General features: G+C 65.8%; 20 protein-coding genes. 10 read left to right on the forward strand and 10 right to left on the reverse strand.

Features of this window, described 5'->3' with window-relative positions:
- Window positions 1–201 precede the first annotated feature (201 nt).
- Window positions 202–753, reverse strand: a complete 552-nt coding sequence (locus ACZ92H_RS27695) for a GbsR/MarR family transcriptional regulator (protein ID WP_465051764.1) — start codon at window positions 751–753, stop codon at window positions 202–204.
- 139 nt (window positions 754–892) lie between these two features.
- Here ACZ92H_RS27695 and cydD point away from each other — a divergent pair, with 139 nt between their 5' ends.
- The 5 genes from cydD to cydX all read left to right on the forward strand — a co-directional run bounded on the left by cydD (window position 893) and on the right by cydX (window position 7,274).
- Window positions 893–2,581 carry a thiol reductant ABC exporter subunit CydD gene (cydD, locus tag ACZ92H_RS27700; RefSeq protein WP_465051765.1) on the forward strand — a complete coding sequence of 563 codons (1,689 nt, stop codon included), beginning with the start codon at window positions 893–895 and terminating at the stop codon, window positions 2,579–2,581.
- A complete protein-coding gene (locus ACZ92H_RS27705; RefSeq protein WP_465051766.1) occupies window positions 2,578–4,260 on the forward strand; it encodes an amino acid ABC transporter ATP-binding/permease protein in 1,683 nt (560 codons plus the stop codon). The genes cydD and ACZ92H_RS27705 overlap by 4 nt, the downstream gene beginning before the upstream one ends.
- 131 nt (window positions 4,261–4,391) lie before the next feature.
- Complete coding sequence (locus ACZ92H_RS27710; RefSeq protein WP_131376988.1) at window positions 4,392–5,969, forward strand: cytochrome ubiquinol oxidase subunit I; 1,578 nt, start codon at window positions 4,392–4,394, stop codon at window positions 5,967–5,969.
- Between the two features lie 13 nt (window positions 5,970–5,982).
- Window positions 5,983–7,137 (forward strand): cytochrome d ubiquinol oxidase subunit II, encoded by a 1,155-nt coding sequence (gene cydB / locus ACZ92H_RS27715; RefSeq protein ID WP_465051767.1) that lies wholly within the window; start codon window positions 5,983–5,985, stop codon window positions 7,135–7,137.
- A gap of 20 nt (window positions 7,138–7,157) precedes the next feature.
- Window positions 7,158–7,274, forward strand: coding sequence for a cytochrome bd-I oxidase subunit CydX (gene cydX, locus ACZ92H_RS27720; protein WP_034757467.1), 117 nt, complete (start codon window positions 7,158–7,160; stop codon window positions 7,272–7,274).
- 71 nt (window positions 7,275–7,345) lie between these two features.
- On the opposite strand, the gene ACZ92H_RS27725 is transcribed toward cydX, so the two are convergent.
- Complete coding sequence (locus tag ACZ92H_RS27725) at window positions 7,346–7,558, reverse strand: hypothetical protein (protein WP_131376982.1); 213 nt, start codon at window positions 7,556–7,558, stop codon at window positions 7,346–7,348.
- A gap of 125 nt (window positions 7,559–7,683) precedes the next feature.
- Entirely contained in the window at window positions 7,684–7,863 is a 180-nt protein-coding gene (locus ACZ92H_RS27730) for a hypothetical protein (RefSeq protein WP_465051768.1), read from the reverse strand.
- 164 nt (window positions 7,864–8,027) lie between these two features.
- On the opposite strand from ACZ92H_RS27730, the gene ACZ92H_RS27735 reads away from it, so the two are divergent.
- On the forward strand, window positions 8,028–8,750 hold the full coding sequence (locus ACZ92H_RS27735) for a hypothetical protein (protein ID WP_131376968.1): 723 nt from the start codon (window positions 8,028–8,030) through the stop codon (window positions 8,748–8,750).
- A gap of 22 nt (window positions 8,751–8,772) precedes the next feature.
- On the opposite strand, the gene ACZ92H_RS27740 is transcribed toward ACZ92H_RS27735, so the two are convergent.
- Together ACZ92H_RS27740 and ACZ92H_RS27745 are read right to left on the reverse strand one after the other, a co-directional pair.
- A complete protein-coding gene (locus tag ACZ92H_RS27740) occupies window positions 8,773–9,147 on the reverse strand; it encodes a DUF1294 domain-containing protein (protein ID WP_131376965.1) in 375 nt (124 codons plus the stop codon).
- Between the two features lie 59 nt (window positions 9,148–9,206).
- Window positions 9,207–9,773, reverse strand: a complete 567-nt coding sequence (locus ACZ92H_RS27745; RefSeq protein ID WP_465051769.1) for a methylated-DNA--[protein]-cysteine S-methyltransferase — start codon at window positions 9,771–9,773, stop codon at window positions 9,207–9,209.
- A gap of 109 nt (window positions 9,774–9,882) precedes the next feature.
- Here ACZ92H_RS27745 and ACZ92H_RS27750 point away from each other — a divergent pair, with 109 nt between their 5' ends.
- Window positions 9,883–10,641, forward strand: coding sequence for a nucleotidyltransferase domain-containing protein (locus tag ACZ92H_RS27750; protein WP_465051770.1), 759 nt, complete (start codon window positions 9,883–9,885; stop codon window positions 10,639–10,641).
- Between the two features lie 8 nt (window positions 10,642–10,649).
- On the opposite strand, the gene ACZ92H_RS27755 is transcribed toward ACZ92H_RS27750, so the two are convergent.
- Window positions 10,650–12,896 carry a TonB-dependent siderophore receptor gene (locus ACZ92H_RS27755; protein WP_465051771.1) on the reverse strand — a complete coding sequence of 749 codons (2,247 nt, stop codon included), beginning with the start codon at window positions 12,894–12,896 and terminating at the stop codon, window positions 10,650–10,652.
- A 335-nt stretch (window positions 12,897–13,231) separates the two neighbouring features.
- On the opposite strand from ACZ92H_RS27755, the gene ACZ92H_RS27760 reads away from it, so the two are divergent.
- Window positions 13,232–14,110: a hypothetical protein gene (locus ACZ92H_RS27760; RefSeq protein ID WP_465051772.1), complete on the forward strand. Its 879-nt coding sequence runs from the start codon at window positions 13,232–13,234 to the stop codon at window positions 14,108–14,110.
- Between the two features lie 6 nt (window positions 14,111–14,116).
- Here the strand turns inward: ACZ92H_RS27760 and ACZ92H_RS27765 are convergent, their stop codons facing one another.
- From ACZ92H_RS27765 to ACZ92H_RS27780, 4 genes are all read right to left on the reverse strand, one after another.
- Entirely contained in the window at window positions 14,117–14,515 is a 399-nt protein-coding gene (locus tag ACZ92H_RS27765) for a bacteriohemerythrin (RefSeq protein ID WP_465051773.1), read from the reverse strand.
- Window positions 14,516–14,826: 311 nt separating this feature from the next.
- Entirely contained in the window at window positions 14,827–14,982 is a 156-nt protein-coding gene (locus ACZ92H_RS27770; RefSeq protein ID WP_465051774.1) for a hypothetical protein, read from the reverse strand.
- Between the two features lie 175 nt (window positions 14,983–15,157).
- Window positions 15,158–15,343, reverse strand: a complete 186-nt coding sequence (locus ACZ92H_RS27775) for a hypothetical protein (protein ID WP_131376945.1) — start codon at window positions 15,341–15,343, stop codon at window positions 15,158–15,160.
- Window positions 15,344–15,470: 127 nt separating this feature from the next.
- On the reverse strand, window positions 15,471–18,089 hold the full coding sequence (locus ACZ92H_RS27780; RefSeq protein ID WP_465051775.1) for a PepSY domain-containing protein: 2,619 nt from the start codon (window positions 18,087–18,089) through the stop codon (window positions 15,471–15,473).
- 299 nt (window positions 18,090–18,388) lie between these two features.
- Here ACZ92H_RS27780 and ACZ92H_RS27785 point away from each other — a divergent pair, with 299 nt between their 5' ends.
- Both ACZ92H_RS27785 and ACZ92H_RS27790 read left to right on the forward strand, forming a co-directional pair.
- Window positions 18,389–18,901 (forward strand): sigma-70 family RNA polymerase sigma factor, encoded by a 513-nt coding sequence (locus ACZ92H_RS27785; protein WP_465051776.1) that lies wholly within the window; start codon window positions 18,389–18,391, stop codon window positions 18,899–18,901.
- Complete coding sequence (locus ACZ92H_RS27790; protein WP_465052385.1) at window positions 18,888–19,904, forward strand: FecR domain-containing protein; 1,017 nt, start codon at window positions 18,888–18,890, stop codon at window positions 19,902–19,904. Before ACZ92H_RS27785 ends, ACZ92H_RS27790 begins: the two co-directional genes overlap by 14 nt.
- The last annotated feature ends 80 nt before the right edge of the window (window positions 19,905–19,984 follow it).

Below are 19,984 nucleotides of genomic sequence, written 5' to 3' on the forward strand. Positions count from 1 at the left end.
GTCGTCCCGGCCCCTGCTGCTGTGCGTGCGATGACTGCACATATGCAAGCTTAAGCTTGATGTGGATTAATGTAATTTAAATAATTCTATTGTCTTACTTGACAATATCGCTGGCCGCTATGAATGGTTCAGTCATGGCGGGGCAAAGCGTACGGATGGGGGAGGGGAGCGCAGGCGCCGTACGCCTGGCCGGGGGATCGATCAGCTTTCTTCGGGACTCTTGCCAAACAGACGGTCCTTGGCATTGAGCAGTTTCTGTACCTTGGCGCCCATCTTCATCAGTTGCGCCATCGATTCGGGCGACAGGCGCTGCAAGTCGTCGAACCAGGTATTGGCCAGGTCGACCAGCTCGTACATTTCACGCATGCGTTCCTGCGCATACTGGTCCACCGGTTCCGTCGCTGGCGCCAGCAGCGATTCGCGCAGCACCGTCAGGGTGGGCGCCACTTCACGGCGGCGGCGTTCGGCGGCCACGACGCGGAAGATTTGCCACACATCGCCCAGGGAAGAGAAATACTCGCGCCGGTCGCCGGGAATGCGCGACTGGCGGATCAGGCCCCAGCCCTGCAATTCCTTTAAGCCGATGCTCACGTTGGAGCGCGAAAAGCTCAGGTGCTCCGCAATTTCATCCGCGTGCAGCGGATGCTCCGCGACAAACAACAGCGCGTACACCTGGCCCACCGTGCGGTTAAAGCCCCAGCGGCTGCCCATCTCGCCAAAATGGCTGACGAAGGTCAGGATCAGCGGCGTCATTTGGATATGTTGAGTTTTCATAAGTGTTTGAATTTTTTCACGGCATATTGACGGGGTCAATTGATATATGTCATGTTTCGCAGTATTATACAAAAAATCGAATTTACAGAAAATTCTGAAAACTCAAGAAGTATAAAATATGCCGACTGCACCCTTGTCCTTGCCCCGCTTTGTCCTTCCCCGTACTGCCAGCCTGGTGCAAGGGGGCGCCGCCTTGCTGTGGCTGCCCCAGGCGGCCTTGCTGGCGTGGGCCGTGCAAGCCATGCTCGATGGCGCCGGCTGGCGCGCCGCGCTGGCGCCGGCGGCCGGCGTGCTGCTGCTGGGCGTGCTCAGGGCCGCGGCCGAGGCGTGGGGCGCGCGGCGCATGTACGGCGCGGCGCGTGCCCACCTGTCGACCCTGCGCACGCACGTGGCGCAGGCGCTGGCGCGCCGTTCGCCGCTGGACCGCCAGCGCGCCCAGTCGGGCCAGGCGGCCAGCGTCATGGCCGAGCAGGCCGAGGCGATCGTGCCTTACCTGGTGCGCTACAAGCCGGCGCGCTGGAAAGTGATGATCGTGCCGCTCGTGATCCTCGCCGTGGTGGCGCCCCTGTCGTGGATCGCCGCCCTGATCCTGCTCATTGCCGCGCCCCTGATCCCCGTCTTCATGGCCCTCGTCGGCATGGGCGCGCAAGCGGCCAGCCGCGCGCAGATGGTGGAAATGGGCAGCATGAACGCCTTTTTGCTGGACCGCCTGCGCGGCCTGGCCACCCTGCGCGCGCTGGACGCCGTCGACGCCACGGCCGAGCGGCTCGATGCCTCGTCGCAATCCGTGCGCCGCCGCACGATGGTGGTGCTGCGCATCGCCTTTTTATCATCGGCCGTGCTGGAACTGTTTTCCGCGCTGGGTGTCGCCATGGTGGCGGCCTTCATCGGCTTTTCTCTCCTGGGCAGCATCCATTTCGGCACCTGGGGCCGCGAACTGAGCCTGGGACAGGGCTTGTTCATCCTGCTGCTGGCGCCGGCCTTCTTCGAACCGCTGCGCGAACTGGCCGCCGTCTGGCATGACAAGGCGGCCGGCGAAGCGGGCCTGGCCGGCATGCGCGACCTGGCCGACGGCGGCGTGCCCTTGCCTGGCGCCGAGGTGGCGGCGGCCGTGGTTTCTCCCGCTGCCATGGCCCAGGCGCCGGCGCCCGCCGTCGAGATCCATCGACTGCGCTTTGCCCATCCCGGCGAAGCGCCCGTATTCGACGGCTTTGACCTGGCCGTGCGCCCGGGCGAGCACGTGGCCCTGCTGGGCGCCAGCGGCGCCGGCAAGACCACCTTGCTGTCCCTGCTGGCCGGTTTGCTGCCCGCCAGCGGCGGCGAGATCCGCATCGGCGGCGTGCGCCTGAATGACGCCAGCGTGAATACCTTGCGCCAGCGCATGGCCTGGATGGGCCAGCGTCCCCACGTGTTTGCCGCCTCCGTCAGCCAGAATGTGACCCTGGGCCGCACCGGCGCCAACGCCGCGCAGGTGACGCAGGCGCTGCACCTGGCCGACCTGGCTGCCGTGGCGCAGGCGCAGCCGGACGTCATGCTCAGCGACGGGGGCCAGGGCTTGTCCGGCGGCGAAGCCGTGCGCCTGGCGCTGGCCCGCGTGGCCCTGCATCCGCATGCGGATGTGCTGCTCGTCGATGAACCGACTGCCCACCTGGACAGCGAGACGGCGGCGCGCGTGACGGACGCCTTGCTGGCCCTGGCCAAGGGCAAGACGATGATCGTCGCCACGCACGATCCCGTGCTGGCCGGGCGCCTGCAGCGCACGGTGCTGGTCGACGCCCTGGCACAGGCACGGGAGCTGCGCGCATGAACAAGTCACGGCTTCTCAACCCGGTGCTGCGTCAATTGCTGCTGGCCCAGCCCGGCAAGCTGATCGGCGGCGCCATGCTGGCGGCCTTGACGGCGGTGGCCGGCATGGCCTTGCTGGGCCTGTCGGGCTGGTTCATTACGGCCACCTCGGTTGCCGGCCTGCACGCCTCGACGGCCATCGTCTTCGATGTATTCGGACCGTCGGCCGGCATCCGCCTGCTGGCCATCGGCCGCACGGGTTCCCGTTACGCGGAACGGCTGGTCACGCATGACGCCACGTTTGCCGCGCTGTCCAGCATCCGCGTGCAGCTGTTCCGTGGCTGGTCGCGTCCCGCGGCGGCCAGCCGGCTGCTGCGCCAGCCCGCCAAGCTGCTGTTCCGTCTGACGGCCGATATCGACGCGCTCGAATCGCTGTACCTGCGCCTGCTGGTGCCGGCCTTCACGGCCCTGTGCGCCGCCTTGCTGGCGGGCGTGGCGCTGGGCCTGATGCAGTGGCAGCTGGGTGTCGGCCTGGCCGCATGGCTGCTGGCGGCCGGCGGCGGCATCAGCTGGATCGTCGCGCGCCGCGCGCGCCGTCCCGCCATCGTGCGTAGCCGCGCCATCGAAAAACTGCGTTCCAACACCATCGACCTGGTGGCGGGCCAGACCGATCTGGTCATGGCCGGGCGCGTCGATGCCCAGTGCGCCGCGCTGGCGCAGATCGACCGGTCGCTGGCGCAAGCCGATGTTGCCTTGCAGCGCCTGGAAACGGCTGCCGGTGCCGCGTATGGCGTGGCCGGCAGCGTGACCCTGGCTGGCGTGCTGCTGGCCGCCGCCGCGCTGGTGCAGCAGCAAGCGCTGGATGTGCCGCTGGCGGCCCTGGCCCTGCTGATCGCCCTGACGGCCGTGGAACCGTTTGCCGGCCTGCGCCGTGGCGCGCTGGAAGCGGGACGCATGCTGCTGGCCATGCGCCGCCTGGCGCCGCGCCTGGCCCCGCAAGACCTTGCCGCGCCGCCCGTCGATGCCGCGCCGGGTTTGCATCTGGAACATGTCAGCGCCGCGCATGCGGGCAGCCAGGTGGCCATTTTGCATGACATTTCGCTGCACATCGCGGACGGCGAACGCGTGGCCTTGATCGGCCCCAGCGGCGCGGGCAAGTCCACCTTGCTGGCCATTGCCGCGCGCGAGCTGGCGCCGCTGGCCGGCACGGTCCGCGCGGGCCGCGCCTGCCTGTTTACCCAGAAAACCGAATTGTTCCAGGATAGCGTGCGCGACAACCTGCGCCTGGCCGCGCCGTCCGCCAGCGACGCGCGCCTGTGGGAAGCGCTGCACGCGGCCGGACTGGAGGACGAGGTGCGGGCCTTCGCGGGCGGCCTCGACACCATGCTGGGCGAGGGTGGCCTGGGCCTGTCGGGCGGGCAAGCGCGGCGCCTGGCGCTGGCGCGTTTGTTCCTGCATGAATCAGATTTATGGCTGCTGGACGAGGCCACCGAGGCGCTCAATGCGCGGACGGCGATCGATGTCCTGCAGCGCCTGCGCGCGCGCAGCGCAGGGCGCAGCTTGCTGATCGCAACCCACTTGCGGCGCGAAGCGGCGCTGGCGGACCGGCTGCTGACATTGCGCGATGGCCGCATCGTCGGCGAGGCGCGGCGCGGCACGCCGGCCTACGAGGCGGCGCTGGCCGGCTTGCGCGGCGATTGACGAAGGACAAGCGAAGAATAGGGGAGACGCAGGCGGTGCCGCCTGACAGCTTTACAACAGCGGCGCCAATCGAACAGCATCAGATAGATACCAAGTTTACAATTACAGCAGGGAAACACCAAGGAAATCATATGGACTTCGATATTGTCGCTTTATCCAGACTGCAGTTTGCGCTGACAGCTCTGTACCACTTTATATTTGTTCCGCTGACGCTGGGCCTGTCAGTGATCCTCGCCATCATGGAGACGGTCTACGTGATGACGAACCGACCCATCTGGCGCGACATGACCAAGTTCTGGGGTGTCTTGTTCGGCATCAACTTCGCCATGGGCGTGGCGACGGGCATCGTCATGGAATTCCAGTTCGGCATGAACTGGAGCTACTACAGCCATTATGTGGGCGACATTTTCGGCGCGCCGCTGGCCATCGAAGGCTTGATGGCCTTCTTCCTGGAGGCGACCTTCGTCGGCCTGTTCTTCTTCGGCTGGGACAAGCTGTCGAAGCGGGGCCATCTGGTGACCACCTGGCTGGTGGCCATCGGCTCGAACTTCTCGGCCTTGTGGATACTGATCGCCAACGGCTGGATGCAAAATCCCGTCGGCGCCGCGTTCAATCCGCAGACCATGCGCATGGAAGTGAGCGATTTCGGCGCCGTGCTGACCAATCCCGTGGCACAGGCAAAATTCGTGCACACGGTATCGGCCGGCTATACGGCGGCGGCGGTGTTCGTGCTGGGGATTTCCGCCTGGTATCTGCTGAAAGGCCGCCACGTGCAGCTGGCCAAGCGCTCGATGACGGTGGCCGCCTCGTTCGGCCTGGCCGCCTCGCTGTCGGTGGTGGTGCTGGGCGATGAAAGCGGCTACCTGTCGTCGGAACATCAGAAGATGAAGCTGGCCGCCATCGAAGCCATGTGGACCACGGAGCCGGCGCCCGCCGCCTTCACGGCTTTCGGCTTCCCGGACGAAAAGGCCCGTGAGACGCACTACGCCGTGCACATTCCGATGGTCATGGGCTTGATCGGCACCCGTTCGCTGACGACGGAAATCCCCGGCATCGAGCAGCTGGTCGAGCGTGGCGAACTGCTGATACGCGACGGCATCAAGGCGTATGACGCGCTGCAGACCATCCGCGGCGTGGCGCCGGGCAGCCCCGTGCCGCAGGATGCGAAGGACATGTTCGAATCGAAAGGCCAGTCCATGGGCTACGCCCTGCTGCTGAAACGCTACGTGGACGATCCGCGCCAGGCCACGCCGGAGCAAATCCGCAAGGCCGCGCTCGATACCGTGCCGCCCGTGGCGCCCTTGTTCTGGTCCTTCCGCGTGATGGTGGGCCTGGGCATGTTCTTCATCTTGCTGATGGGGTCCTTCTTCGTGCTGTCGACGCGCCGCACCCTGGACAAGCACCGCTGGCTGCTGAAGCTGGCCGTGTTCGCCATTCCGCTGCCGTGGGTGGCCATCGAGGCGGGCTGGATCGTGGCCGAAGTGGGCCGCCAGCCGTGGGTCATCGAGGGCGTGCTGCCAACGGCCGTGGCCGTGTCCAACCTGGGCGCGACGACCTTGCTGATCACGATCGCCGGCTTTGCCGCCATCTATACCGTGCTGTTGATTATCGAAATGAAGCTGCTGCTCAAGGCCATCCGCAAGGGGCCGGAAGAGACGGCGCCGGCCCCCGTGCCAGCGGCCCCAGCCATTCGTACCCAACACGCCTGAGGAGGGCCAGACCATGATTTTGCATGAAATGATTTCTTACGAAACACTGCGCCTGATCTGGTGGCTGCTGATCGGCGTGCTGCTGATCGGCTTTGCCATCACGGACGGCTTCGACCTGGGCACGGGCATCCTGCTGCCGTTCGCCGGCAAGACGGACCTCGAGCGCAGGGTCATCATCAACAGCATCGGCCCCGTATGGGAAGGCAACCAGGTGTGGCTGATCCTCGGCGGCGGCGCCATCTTTGCCGCCTGGCCGCAGCTGTACGCCGTCTCGTTCTCGGGGTTTTACCTGGCCATGTTCGTCATCCTGGTGGCGCTCATCATCCGTCCCGTGGCCTTTAAATTCCGCAGCAAGCGCGAAGATCCCCGCTGGCGCGCCCGCTGGGACGCGGCCCTGTTCGTGGGCGGTTTCGTGCCGGCCCTGATCTGCGGCGTGGCCATCGGCAACGTGCTGCAAGGCGTGCCGTTCCGTTTTTCGCCGGACATGCACATCTTCTATGACGGCAGTTTCTTCGCGCTGCTCAACCCGTTTGCCCTGCTGTGCGGCCTGGTCTCGGTGGCCATGCTGGTGATGCATGGCGCCACCTGGCTGCAAGTGAAAACGGACGGCGCCGTGGCGGACCGTTCGCGCAACTACGGCAGCGTGGCGGCGCTGGCGACCGTCGTGCTGTACGCGCTGGCCGGCGTGGCCCTGTGGCTGTGGGTCGATGGCTACCGCTTCACCAGCACGGTTCTCGTCGATGGCCCGTCGAATCCGCTGCTGAAAACGGCGGAAGTGCACGTGGGCGCCTGGTTCCTCAACTTTGCCGCGCATCCCTGGACGTGGATCGCGCCGGCGCTGGGCTTGCTGGGACCCTTGCTGGCCTTTGCCTTCCTGCGCGCGCGCCGCGAAGTGCCTGCCTTGCTGGCCAGCGCGGCCAGCATCGTCGGCATCATCCTCAGCGTGGGCGCGGCCATGTTCCCGTTCATCCTGCCTTCCTCGATCGACCCGCGCGCCAGCCTGACGGTGTGGGATTCCTCGTCCAGCCACCTAACCCTGTTCATCATGCTGGTGGTTACTGCCGTCTTCATCCCCCTCATCGTGGCGTACACCACCTGGGTGTACAAAGTGCTGTGGGGCAAGGTTGACGGCAAGGCCATTGCCGACGACAGCGGTCACGCTTACTAAGTTTAAGAAAGGAAATCATTATGTGGTATTTCGCCTGGATACTGGGTCTGCCGCTGGCGGCGACCTTCGCCGTGCTCAATGCGATGTGGTACGAAATCGCCGACGGCGACACGACGCCGGAGCAGTACCGCGACTAGTGTGACTGGCCGCGTGTCGGATGAACCAGCCCCGCCCCCTGCGCCTGCACGGGGCGGGGTTTTTACTTTCATCAGAGTAAAATGAATTCGCCGCGGATGCGCAATTTCATGCCGCGCGGCGCGTCGGCGCCGGCCGCCACGGCCCAGGCCGTGATCCATTGCGCGCACCGTTCGCGGGCCGCCGCGTCGTGCAATCGCTGCAAGCGGGCATCGGCCTGGTCGATGCGCCGGGCCAGATACAGGCGCTGATCCATGGGATCCGTCTTTTTGCTGTAGTGCTGCATGGCATTCCCTTTCCGCGTGGTCACTTCCTTGGGTGATGGCATAGCCATTTACGCGCGGGCGCGCCGTTTGGATTCAGGAGAAGATAAAAAAATGCCACCTTATGGTGGCAGGCGGGTTGGCGCTCTCAGGCGGGCGTCCTGGGCGCAGGTTTGGGCGTGGCAATGGCGATCGGGTCGCTGGCCGGAAAGCTTTCCTTCAGCGCTTCATCCAGGATTTCCTCGGCGTGGCTTTCGCTGGCCGGGGTGGGCGAATCGCGCTCCGGTGGCGGGGCGGGTGCGGTGGCGGCGTTGGTGCTGGAATGCATGATATCCCCTCGCGGTGATGCGCCATGCTGCCGGGATGGCCATGGCGCGTGCTGATGCTTCCAGCCTAGCACATCGCGTCAAAAAGGCGCGCCAGATGCGCCTGTTGACGGCGCCGATGGTTGCGTCTGCTACACTGCGCTCCACTTTGATCGACGGAACCGCCATGACCTCCCTCCCTTTGCCCTACCGTGCCACCGCCCTGGACGCCTGCGCCTGGCTGGCTGAACAGACAGGCTCCCCGTGGAACCTGGCGCGCCTGCTGGAGCAGGGCGGCTTGCCGTATGTGTGGCTCGACTACAGCGAGGAATGGGCCGAGCTGTTCCAGGACGGCGTGACGCGCTATGCGGCGCCCGTCGTCTTCATCGGCGACAAGCAGCACCTGGCCTCGGGCGCCCCTGACGTCTGGCTGCGCTTCACGCGCGACTCGGGCAATATCGCCATCGAACTCAAGGGGGAAGGCTTGCGCGTGCCGGCGGACGGCCTGCATTTCCAGGAACGCGACCTGTTGCGCTTGCTCAAGGAACTGCAGCATCCGCAGCCTGCCGGGGAAGACGTTGAAAAAGCCGCGCCCGTCGTCCTGCCCAGCGCCCTGAAGGGCCTGGGCCGCGAACAGATCCTCATCGCCTTTGCCGGCGTGGGCAAAATCGACCTGGACAAGGGGATGGCCAGCGGCGTGGGCATCTTTGGCGACGACGGCGCCCGCGTGCGCAAGAATTCACGCGGCGGCAAGAACAGCCACCTGTGGCATCCCGTGACGCTGGCGTTCGGCTTGCACGACGTGCACCGCGTGCCGATGGCGCACCTGAAGAAGGCGTTCGCCACGCAGCCCCTGCTGCGCGAGTGGAAGGCGGACTGGCTGGAGTCGCTGCGCCTGCTGGGCGAGTAAGGCGCCAGGCGCCTCTCCGGTTCTACAATTCGATGGGCGCCACGTCCGTGCCGATATCGGGGGCCGCGTAATGCATGCTGAAATACACGAAGGCGCCGATATTGATGGCGACCGTGATCCAGAACAGGGTGCGGAACGAACGCTTGCTCGACTTGTGGCGCAGCCATTGCTGCGCCAGCACGGCGCCCGGCCAGCCGCACAACAATCCCAGCAGCAGCAAGGTGCGTTCCGAGGTGCGCCAGCGGCCCCCTTTGGCGGCGGACTTGTCGATCGCATAGGCCACAAAGCAGCTCAGGCTCAGCACGCCATACACGAGGGCGACCAAGGCAGGGATATGGAAAAAGAAGGTGGCCAGCAAATACAGGACGGCGAAGAACAGGATGACAAGGTAGGGCATAGGCAATGTTGGCTTGAGCGGAAGGCGAGAGTATCCCACAAGGGAACCGGTGCTGCCGCCTAAAACAGACAGCCCTGGGCCGTATCGACCTGCCTGGCGCGGCGCCGGGCATGCCCCGTCTTGAGCGCCTCGCGGTCGCTGGACAGGGAAATGCCTTCCAGCGCCAACAAGGTTTCCTTGGCGTGCAAGCCGCCCGCGAAGCCCGTCAACTCGCCCGTGGCGCCGATGACCCGGTGGCAGGGGGCGATGATGGAGATGGGATTTTTCCCGTTGGCGGCGCCCACGGCGCGCACGGCGGCGGGGCGGCCGATCTGGCGCGCGATCTCGCCATAGCTGCGCGTCTGGCCGTAGGGTATCGTCAGCAGGGCGCGCCAGACTTCCTGCTGGAACGCCGTGCCGGCAAAGTCGAGCGGCACGTCAAAGCTCTGCAGCGTGCCGGCGAAGTAGGCGCGCAGCTGGCGCGCCGTCTCTTGCAGCACGGCATGGCTGTCGTCGACGCGCATCGCGCCCAGGCGCACGCGGTTCGGCTTGTCGTTTTCCCACAAAATGGCGGCCAGGGCCGCGCCGCGCGCCACCAGGGTCAGCTCGCCCACGGGCGAGGGCACCACGATACATACGTATTCCATTGTCGTTCCTTGTACACGCCGCGGTGAAGAGATGAACGCCAGTGTAGCAGGATGGCGGCATGCTGCCCACCGCGTGTAGGATAGCGTTTTTCGGCATGGAGAACTGGCTGTGGCAAACATCCCCACCTACGACGATATCCGCGCGATTGCCGCGCGCCTGGTGCACGAACGCTATCCCTCGGCCGTGGCGGCCATCATCGGCGGCTCGTTCGCCAGCGGCCGGCAGACGGCCAGTTCCGATATCGATTTGCTGCTGCTGTTCGACCACGTCGAGTGCGCCTGGCGCGACACCCTCGTGGCAGAAGGGCGCACGGTGGAGCTGTTCGGGCACGACCTGGCCACCTTCACCTATTTTTGCGGTGAAATCGATGCCCCCGGCGGCAAGGTGCCGCTGGCGCGCATGGTGGTGGAAGGGGAAAACATTCTCGCGCCCGGCGATGCCTGCGCGCGCCTGCATGGGCTGGCGCATGCCATCGACGCTGCCGGCCCGCCCGTGCTGGACGTGGAGGGCCTGCAGCGGCGCCGCTACGCCATCACCACTGCGCTGGAAGACCTGGTCGACAGCACGCAGCAGGGCGAAGCGCTGGCCGTTGCCTGCCAGCTCTACGAATGGCTGGCCGACCTGCATCTGCGCGCGGCGGGGCAGTGGAGCGGCAGCGGCAAGCACCTGTTTCGCCGCCTGCAGGCGTTCGACGCCGCCACCGCCGCCCGGCTGGACGGAGCGCTGCGCCTGGTGGCCAGCGACTTGCCCGCCGGCCAGCTGGCGTTCCAGCAAGTGAGCGCCGCCGTGCTGGCGCCCGTCGGCGGTCCCCTGCTCGCAGGCTTCACCTTGCCGGCGCCCGCGCACTGGCGCAGCGCGCCGGCCTGACGTTCACGTCAGTACGTGCCGCGCACGGCGAGGCTGATGTTGCGCGGTTCACCCCAGAAGACGCCGTCGAAGAAGCCCACGTTGCGGTAGTACTTCTTGTCCAGCAGATTATTCACGTTCAGCTGGACGCTGGCGTGCCGGTTGAGCGTATACACGGCCATGGCGTTATACAAGGCATAGCCCGCCTGCGGGATGTTGCTGATGTCTCCCGCTGGCGGACGCCCATACCACGACTCGCTGTAGGTGGCGCTTTGCGCCGTCATGCTGCCGCCCACTCTCAGTCCCGTCAGCCGGCCGTCGAAACGGTAGCTGGTGGCCAGGCGCAGCAGATGGCGCGGCTGCGTGGTGGCGGCGCGGCGGCCATCGGCCTCGGCTGCATGCAGATAGGTGTAGCCGCCGTTCGCCTCCCAGGCCGGCGTGATCTGGCCGGAGACGTCGAACTCGACGCCCTTGGCCGTGATGCCGGCGCCGTTGGCCACCATGGCCTGGCTGCCATCGGGCAGCAGGAAACCGGGCGGCACAGTGCGGTCGAGCTCGGCCAGGTTCTTTTTCTGCGTGCGGAACAGGGCGGCGGACGCGTTCAGCTTGCCTTCATAGAATTCGCCCTTGATGCCCAGCTCGGCGTTGTCGCCCGTTTCCGGCGGCAGGAACTTGTCGTTGCGGTCCTTGCTCGTTTGCGGGTTGAACAGCTGCGTGAAGCTGGCGTAGGCCGAATACTGCTTGTTGATGTCGAAGACGGCGCCGACATAGGGCGTGACTTCATTGCGCGTTTCCGCAAAGTCGCTGCTGCCCGTGTACACGCCCTGGGTATCGTAGTTGCGCGTGTCCGTGCGGTAAGTGCTGCTGCGCGCGCCGATGATCAGGTGCAGCGGATCGGCCAGGCTCAGGCGCGTGGCGATAAAGCCGCCCGCCAGGCGCGTGACGGTTTCCGTGTGCGAGCCGTCAGGATGGAAGACAGGACGGGGAATGTTGCCGGTCCAGCTACGGTAGTCGGGGACGAAATCGGGATAGTGGATTTCCGCTTCGCCGCCCAGCGAACGGGCGTGCTGGTTGCCGCCGTTCCAGCCGACGATGGCCGTGTGTTTGCGTCCCAGCAAGGTGAAAGGACCGCTGGCGTACACGTCGAAGTTGTCGTTCGTGGTCTTGCCCGGGCCATAGGCGCCCGTCCACAGGAGCATGCCTTCGCCCGTCGCCGGGTCGGGATGGCCGCCGCCCGCATAGGCGACCGTGGTGCGGTTCGTGCTTTCCGTGCGCGCATAGCCCAGGTGCAGATTCCAGTTGCCGGGCAGGCGCTGGTCCAGCGAAGTGAACACGGTATGCTGCTTGTTGGCCCAGGTGCTCCATGGCGTCGTGAGGCTCGTGTTGCGCGGCAAGTTGGCCAGGCTGCCGTCCGCATTCCAGTAGGGCACGGCACCCCAGGTGGCACCCGTGGGTTTGTTGTCCTGGAAGTCGACGCCGGCCGTCAGCATGCTGCCTGGGCGCAAATCGGCTTCGAGGACGACCATGCCCACCGTCTTGCGTTCGTGGTACATGTCCAGGTAGGAATCGCGTTTTTGCCAGGCCAGGGCGGCGCGTGCGCGCACGCTGCCTGCCGCGTTCAGGGGCGTGGAGATATCCGCTTCAAGGCGCTGGTCATCCCAGCGGCCCATGATGAGGCCGGCGCTGGCCTGGAAGGTCTTCGTCGGCCGCTTGCGTATCATGTTGATGGTGGCCGACGGGTCGCCCTTGCCGCCCATCAGGCCGGTGGCCCCGCGGATGACTTCGATGCGGTCGTACAGGATGGTGTCTTGCAGCGGCGCATTGCCGCCCCGCGCCATGCCATCGATCTGGAGATTGTCGATGCCGAAGCCGCGCGCATAAAAGCGCGTGCGTTCCGTATCGTTCTGGCCTACCTGGATGCCCGTCGTCTGCGCCAGCGCCTGATCCAGGCGCACGGCGCCCAGGTCATCGAGCAGCTGGCGCGTGATGATGCTGACCGACTGCGGCGTTTCGCGCAGCGACAGGTCCATGCGCGTGGCGCTGCGCGCCTCGCCCGCCGTGTAGGAGCCTGTGCCTTCCGTGCTGGCCGTCGACTGGCCCAGCACGGTGACGGCCGGCATGGTCAGGGGCGCGTCGTCCGGCGGGGCATCAGCCGCCCGCGCCGGCAGGGAGAGGCAGGCGCTGGCCACGCCGGCGGCAAGGTTGAACAGGGCAAGGTGTAACAAGCGGGGCAGGGGGCGCAACGCGGGTTGGGGACGTTCTGGAGTCGATTGCATTTTATTCCTGAGATATTTTTAGTCGTGAGTGTTCCTATCTCGTCTGGCGGATGGCGCAGTAGCTGGGGGGATGGCATGACGCTGGCCCGGGGTCTGGCTCGGATAGCAGTTCCATCGTGCAGCGACGATGGAAAGGACGTACATGTGATTCCTGTCACGTCTTGGTGGCACTGTCGTGAATAAGAATCATTATCAATATAAGCGATATTTGCCAATTAAGCAATCGCGCGCACCAATTGAGTGCATGGCGAGGGATGCTGGCCGGTCGCGGCGTTTTTTGCAGGCTTCTGCGATAATGCAGCTGACAAAATATTTTCCTAATTGAAAGAAATTGCATGCGTACATGGATAGCCTGTGCAGGGTGGTGGTGTGTCGTCTCGCTGGGCCAGGCCCAGGAGCACGCGCCGCCACCGGCTGTTCCCGCGCCGCAGCAGAGTGCCAGCGCATCCGCCGCAGCCAGCGCGTCGTCCTCTGCCGCGGCAGCGTCCACCCATGTCGCCACGACCGATGCCGCGCCGCCGACCGCCGCCGCGCCAGCGCCCGCTGCGGAGCCGCTGCCGCCGCAAACGGTGACCATCACGGCCAGTGCCGATGCCAAGCCGCCCCGCGTGCGCTTCACGGCCTATCGTGAAAGTTATCTGACGGCCAAGAAAGTCTGGCAAGTGTCGAGCGGCAACGTCGTCATGGCCTTGCGCCTGATCCCGGCCAAGCTCAGCGCCAGTATCGACGACGTGCGCGTGGCCTTGCAAGGCAATGGCGCACCGATTCCCATCAAGGTATCGGAAGGGGGCGTGTTTGTCGTGCCCCTCAACGACGATATCGCCGCGCAGGATGGCACGTTCCTCGTGAATAAGGGCAAGGGTGAGCTGACGGCGAATATCGTCATCCAGCCCGCCGTGGCGCGCGATGCGTGGAATGTGACGCGCGTGGGCCAGGTCTTGCACGATGCCAGGCGTGCCGTGCGGGCCATCACGCCATGGTACAAGCGGCCGTTCGCCAACGAGGTGCAGTCGCTGGCCTTTTGCGCGGCAGAAACGGGTAGCGCGCTGCGCCTGATGGACGGCGACCAGCTGATCGCCACCTTGCCGATGAACGAGCCGGCCGTCAATGACATCAACCAGCCGGTGTTTTGCAAGATCTTCGACGGTGAAGACAAATACCCGGGCCATTACCGCGTCGTGCTGCCGGAGCAAGCCACGGTCTTGCTGCTGTAGGTCCGTTCAGTTGGGCTGGCGCTGCACCAGTTCCAGCGCCGCCGCCAGCGCCAAGTCCATGGTGGCCTGGTGAAACACCAGCCATTGCGGCAGCAGCGACAGTGCGTGGCGTCCCTGCGCCAGATCGCCTTCATCGACGGCGGCCCAGGCGTGGTGCAAGCCGCTCAGCACGCGCGCATGCTGTTCGCGGTGGTTCGCCAGCGAGGGAAAGCCGATCTCTTCCATCAACTCTTCCTCCTCGCGGAAATCGCGCTCGACCGCCGCGATCAAGTCGCGGAAGCCCACGCTGAAATGCTGGTCGCTCAATTGCGACAGCCGCGCCAGCTCCAGAAACAGCGCCTCATGCGCCTCGTCGATGGCGGGCACTCCCAGCGCCATCTCCTCTTTCCAATGCGAATCATGCATGCCGAACTCCCGGTTAAGCCCGTCCCGATGCGAAGCGGGCTGTTCCAGTGTGGGCGCAGCGCAAAGGTAAATCCATGATCTGGATCAAGAGTGTGATGAAGAGAGGCGGGCGCGGCAGGCACTGGCGGCCAGATGACTTAACAATAAAAGTACAAATTCCCTCCCCACGCAGAAGTGGGTTTGCACGATGCGCCCCGTGACCGAGCGCCGCTGAAAAAAGCCGCTGGCAAGGCGTCTTTGACGCAGACAGTACGGCTAGTACGGCAAGTCAACGCCACGCAGCCAGCGGCGTTTCTCGGCCGCGCGCATTATTAATGTTTGGGCCAGCGTGCCCAGAGAGCCTGCGCATCGACATTCGGTACCTGCAGCGTTTGCCCGGCCGACGTCTGCATGGCGTCGCGCATCACCAGCGGAACCAGCAGCAGGGCCGAGAGGGCAAGGCAGGTCAGCACTTTGAGCGTCAACATGGTCGTCTCCTGATGAGCCGGTGGCGGCGCGGGGATGCGGCGCCTGCCGGTCACTTCAATCACGTACTCATATATTTATTACCATGCTTGCAGTTTAGTTCATTTGTTTGAAACTTCAACTAGTTGCTGTGGTGCACTGCACCAGTGAACCTGTCGAAATGGCGCGCGGCGCGCCTTATTTGGCTTTCCTGCGCTTGCGCGGCTGGCCCGCCGCCGGCAGGAAAGAGTCGAGCCACACTTGCGTCAGCTGCCGCGTGTTCTTGGCCGCTTCGCGCTTGACGGCTGCCGTGGCGTGGCCGCGCGCCGTGTTGGCGATGCGGTTGGCGGCGCTCAGGTACATGCTCATCCAGGGGTTTTTCATGGGAAGCCTCGCAGTGTGGGAGTGGGGCGGCGCGCTTGCCGCCATGTCCCCACTCTAGCCGTCTGGCTGCTCCTCACCGTTCGCCGCCGCACACAGGGCGGCGGCCAGCAAGATGCTTTGATGTGGCTCAATACACGTCGCGGCGATAGCGTCCCGCTGCCAGCAGGGCGTCGACGCCATCCTGGCCCAGCAATTCTTGCAGCACAGCATCAACGCCGGCCGCCATGCCATGCAGGCTGCCGCACACGTAGACGATGGCACCCTGTTCCAGCCAGGCGCGCAGTTCGCCGGCGCTGGCGCGCAAGCGGTCCTGCACGTACTCCCGCTGGCCTGCCGCCACGCCATCGCGCGAAAAGACGCGGTCCAGGCGCGCCAGGTGCGCGCTGTCCAGCCAGCCTTGCAACTCCGCGCCGCAGACGCTGTCAAACGCTTGCTGGCGCTCGCCGAACAGCAGCCAGTTACGGGCCAGTCCCGCCCGCTGGCGGGCGCGCAGGTGCGAGCGCAGGCCAGCCAGGCCGGAACCGTTGCCGATATAAATACAGGGCACGTCCACCAGTGCGGGCGCGAAGACGGGATTGGCTTGCAGGCGCAAGCGGATAGGGCCGCCCAGCGGGGCGAAACGCGTCAGCCAGCCGGAAGCGAGGCCGTGACCCTGGTTTTCCACGCCCGCATGGCGTTCCTGGCGCACCAGCAATTGCAGCTCGCCATCGGACGGCAGCGAGGCGATCGAGTAGCTGCGCGGCGCGTGATGGGCGCTGCCGGCATTGCCGGCGTTATCGGCGTTATCGGTGTTACTTGCGTTACTTGCGTTTGCTGCGTTACCTGCGTGAGCTGCATCGCCATCGCTGCCATCCGCATTGCAGGGGATGATCTCCGCCAGCGCGCCCGCTTCCCAGGTTGCACCGGCCGGTCCGGCCAGGGTGATTTCGTGCAGTTCGCCGCCCAGGCTGCCCGGATTGAGCAGCACGCGGCGCGTCAGATGCCAGGTGCCGTACGATGCCTCTTCCTGCACGCCGATGGCGTCGATGGCGCTGCCGCTGCAGCGGGCCAGCGCTTGCGACCAGTCGGCCAGGGCGGCGGGGTCATGCTTGTCGACTTCGATCAGCGGGAACAGGGACGTGGCGCCCAGTGCGCGCAGCTGGCGCTCGAGTGCATGGCCAAAGCCGCAGAACGCGCTGTAGTGACGGTCGCCCAGGGCCAGCACGCCCACTTCCAGGCCAGCCAGCGGCGTGCCCGGGGTCGCTTGCAGCAGGCGCGCGAAGCGGCGCGTGCCGTCCGGCGCCTCGCCTTCGCCAAAGGTGCTGGCGACGATCAGGGCCCGTTCATACTGGCGCAATTGCGCGGGGTCGAACTGGTCCAGCGACTGCACGTCGACGGCCACGCCCGCTTGCTGCAGGGCGCGCGCGCTTTCCAGCGCCAGGCGCTCTGCCTGGCCCGACTGGCTGGCGTAGGCCACCAGGGTGGGCAAGCCCGTGTCTGTATTATCGGCCGCGCCGGCGCCCAGCATGGCGCGCTGCGCCTGTGCCGCCCGTTTCGCCTTGCGGCGGCCCAGGTACAGCATCCAGCCCGTGATGGCGAACAGGGGCAGGCCCAGGCTGGCGAGGGTGACGATGATGCGGCCCGGCAAGCCGAAATACGTACCCATGTGCAGCGGATAGATGATGTTGACGAGGCGCGAACCGAGGCCCTGCTGGCTGTACGGCTCGTTTTCCGTGATGCTGCCGTCGGCCGGTGAAATCGACAGGCGGCTGCGCGCCCGCTCATGCGGCGCGTCGCTGGCCAGCCACGTGAATTGCACGGCGTCGCCCGGGCGCGTGGGCATGCGCACGCTGGCCAGGGTCCAGCCGGCCGCATGCTGCTGGAAGCTGGTCCAGGCCAGGCCGATATCGGCTGCCGGCGTTTCTTTTTTCTCCTTGCCAGGTCCCTTCTTGCCCGGCGCTTGCGCCACCCGCGGGGGCTTGCCGGCCCAGGCGTCGATATTGTCGCGCACCACGTCATAGCTCCAGTAGATCCCCGTCAGGGTCAGCGCCACGTAGACCACCAGGCACCAGGTGCCGGCCACGGCGTGCAGATTCCACAGGAAGGAGCGGCCTTTCAAGGCGGGATCGAAGGTCAGCCAGGTGCGCCAGTCCAGCGGACGGCGGGGCCAGCGCAGGTACAGGCCGGACAACGCCAGGCCCAGCAGGCACAGGGCCAGCGCGCCCGCCACCTGCCGGCCCGGATCGCGTGGCAGCAGCAGCCAGCGGTGCAGGGATTCCGTCCATTCAAAAAATTCCGCGCCCGCCAGTGCCGGCTGGGTGCCGCCCGTGTACGGGTGCACATAAATGGATACGCCGCGCCGCTGGCCATTCTTCGGCGCAAAGAATAAACGGGGCGCCGCGCCTGCCTCGGCGTACACCGTGATGGAGGCCACGCGCTGGCCGTGTTCGGCCGCCGCGATGCTGCCCAGCTGGCCCGGCGTCAGCGGCGCGCGCGTTTCCACTGGAACATGGCGCACGCCGGGGTTCATCAGGTCCAGCAATTCATCCTTGAAGGCCAGGGTGGCGCCGCTCAGGCCGATGATCACCAGCACCGTGCCGGCCGTGATGCCGATAAACCAGTGCAGCTGGAACCACACCTGCTTCCAGCTCCAGTGCCAGCGCCGTGGTGTGGGCGTGGCGGCATGCTGGCGCTGCTGCCGGGCATCCGGCGCCCCGTCGGCGCTGGCGCGCAACTGGGGCTGGGGCAGGGAAGGGGAAGTAGGCATGAATCGGCTTTCGATAGCGCTGCCACGGCGTCAGGCGGCATGGCAGTAAGGGTGAAGGCTGACATAGTATCGCAAACGAGAATCATTCGCAAATAATGGCGTGCCCTCATTTGTGGCGCAAAGTGCCACGGATGTTGAAAATGATGACATTGATAATTTACATCACAGTGAAATTATGTGAAAATGAAAATCATTCTCATTCGTGATCGTGCGCTGTGGTCATGCGTGCCCGAACATGAGTGCTTGATGCGCTGACCCACTTGGCTGGCAAGTTCGGCAGCCCTTTTGCTCGTTTGCCCGTGTCCACCATTTCTCCTTCCATCGACGCATTCAGTGACTTGTACAGCAGCCATCATGGCTGGCTGTATAACTGGCTGTGGCGCAAGCTGGGTTGCCGCGACGGTGCGGCCGACCTGGCGCAAGACACGTTTGTCCGCATGCTGGCCACGCAGTCGGCGGACGGCCTGCGCGAACCGCGTGCCTACCTGAGCACGGTCGCCAATGGCTTGCTGGTCAACCACTGGCGCCGCCTGACACTGGAGCGCACCTTCCTCGCCGCCCTGGCCAGCCGGCCCGAACTGACGGCGCCATCGCCCGAAGAGCGGGCCTTGGTGGTCGAATCGCTGTACCGCATCGACGCCATGCTCGACACCCTGTCGCCGCGCGCGCGCCAGGCCTTCCTGCTGGCGCAGATCGACGGGCTGACGTATGCGCAGATCGCCACGCAGCTGGAGGTGTCCGAGCGCATGGTGAAAAAATACATGGCGCAAGCCATGCTGCAATGCATGCTGTGCATGGATGATGCAGACTGATCCAGCCATGCCGCCAGCGCAGCGCTCGGCCGACTATGCCATCCTGCAGGAAGCGGCCGAATGGTTCGCCGTGCTGCGCGGCGACGATGCCGGACCTGCCGAGCAGCAGGCGTGGGAACGCTGGCATGCCGAGTCGCCCGCCCACCGCGCCGCCTGGCGCAGGGTGGAGGCCGTCAGCGCCGAATTCCGGCACTTGCCGGGCGAGCCGGCGCGCCAGGCGCTCGACGATGCGGGCCCGCGCCACAGCGACGCCGCGCGCCGCGGCCTCGTCAAGGGGCTGCTGGCGCTGTGCCTGACGAGCGGGATGGGCGGCGCCATGCTGCTGCGGCGCGACACGCGCAGCTGGATCGCCAGCCTGCATGCGGCAGAAAAGACGCCGGTCGGCGCGATACGCCAGCTGGCGCTGGCCGATGGTTCGCAACTGTGGCTGAACACGGCCACGTCCCTCGACATCGATTACAGCCCGGGCTTGCGCCGCATCGCCCTGCATGGCGGTGAGATTTATATTGCCAGCGCGCGCGACCGCCAGCAGCCGGCCAGGCCGCTGGTGGTCGACACCATGCACGGGCGCCTGCGCGCGCTGGGCACGCGTTTCAGCGTGCAGCCGCAGGGCGAGCGCACCTTGCTGGCCGTCTACGAGGGCAGCGTGGAAGTGGCGCCCCGCGACGGCGGCACGCCGCGCATCGTGCCAGCAGGCCAGCAGGTCCGCTTTGGCGCTGGCGACATCGGCGAGCCGTTTGCCGCCGATCCGAATGCGGCCGCCTGGATCGACTACCGCTTGCAGCCGGAGCAGATGCGGCTTGACGATTTCCTTGCGCAACTGTCGCGCTACCGGCACGGCCACCTGGGCTGCGCGCCTGAAGTGGCGCACCTGCGCCTGGTGGGCAGCTATCCGCTGGCCGACACGAACCGCATCCTGGCAGCGCTGGAAGCGACCTTGCCCGTGAAAATCCACCGCGTGCATGACTGGTGGGTCACGGTCGAAGCACAGCCGAAACAGTAAATAAGAATATTTCTCAAAAAGAGGTTCCCTTTTTGAAAAGTTGTTTGGCAAGGTAACAGTAGCTTGCTCAATACAATTGC

This window comes from Janthinobacterium foliorum, from assembly GCF_978021625.1.

Excerpts from the sequence above, each read along its gene's own strand:
- ACZ92H_RS27695 (WP_465051764.1), bottom strand. The coding sequence starts at position 753 with ATGACGCCGCTGATCCTGACCTTCGTCAGCCATTTTGGCGAGATGGGC.
- cydD (WP_465051765.1), top strand. The coding sequence starts at position 893 with ATGCCGACTGCACCCTTGTCCTTGCCCCGCTTTGTCCTTCCCCGTACT.
- ACZ92H_RS27705 (WP_465051766.1), top strand. The coding sequence starts at position 2,578 with ATGAACAAGTCACGGCTTCTCAACCCGGTGCTGCGTCAATTGCTGCTG.
- ACZ92H_RS27710 (WP_131376988.1), top strand. The coding sequence starts at position 4,392 with ATGGACTTCGATATTGTCGCTTTATCCAGACTGCAGTTTGCGCTGACA.
- cydB (WP_465051767.1), top strand. The coding sequence starts at position 5,983 with ATGATTTTGCATGAAATGATTTCTTACGAAACACTGCGCCTGATCTGG.
- cydX (WP_034757467.1), top strand. The coding sequence starts at position 7,158 with ATGTGGTATTTCGCCTGGATACTGGGTCTGCCGCTGGCGGCGACCTTC.
- ACZ92H_RS27725 (WP_131376982.1), bottom strand. The coding sequence starts at position 7,558 with ATGCAGCACTACAGCAAAAAGACGGATCCCATGGATCAGCGCCTGTAT.
- ACZ92H_RS27730 (WP_465051768.1), bottom strand. The coding sequence starts at position 7,863 with ATGCATTCCAGCACCAACGCCGCCACCGCACCCGCCCCGCCACCGGAG.
- ACZ92H_RS27735 (WP_131376968.1), top strand. The coding sequence starts at position 8,028 with ATGACCTCCCTCCCTTTGCCCTACCGTGCCACCGCCCTGGACGCCTGC.
- ACZ92H_RS27740 (WP_131376965.1), bottom strand. The coding sequence starts at position 9,147 with ATGCCCTACCTTGTCATCCTGTTCTTCGCCGTCCTGTATTTGCTGGCC.
- ACZ92H_RS27745 (WP_465051769.1), bottom strand. The coding sequence starts at position 9,773 with ATGGAATACGTATGTATCGTGGTGCCCTCGCCCGTGGGCGAGCTGACC.
- ACZ92H_RS27755 (WP_465051771.1), bottom strand. The coding sequence starts at position 12,896 with ATGCAATCGACTCCAGAACGTCCCCAACCCGCGTTGCGCCCCCTGCCC.
- ACZ92H_RS27760 (WP_465051772.1), top strand. The coding sequence starts at position 13,232 with ATGCGTACATGGATAGCCTGTGCAGGGTGGTGGTGTGTCGTCTCGCTG.
- ACZ92H_RS27765 (WP_465051773.1), bottom strand. The coding sequence starts at position 14,515 with ATGCATGATTCGCATTGGAAAGAGGAGATGGCGCTGGGAGTGCCCGCC.
- ACZ92H_RS27770 (WP_465051774.1), bottom strand. The coding sequence starts at position 14,982 with ATGTTGACGCTCAAAGTGCTGACCTGCCTTGCCCTCTCGGCCCTGCTG.
- ACZ92H_RS27775 (WP_131376945.1), bottom strand. The coding sequence starts at position 15,343 with ATGAAAAACCCCTGGATGAGCATGTACCTGAGCGCCGCCAACCGCATC.
- ACZ92H_RS27780 (WP_465051775.1), bottom strand. The coding sequence starts at position 18,089 with ATGCCTACTTCCCCTTCCCTGCCCCAGCCCCAGTTGCGCGCCAGCGCC.
- ACZ92H_RS27790 (WP_465052385.1), top strand. The coding sequence starts at position 18,888 with ATGATGCAGACTGATCCAGCCATGCCGCCAGCGCAGCGCTCGGCCGAC.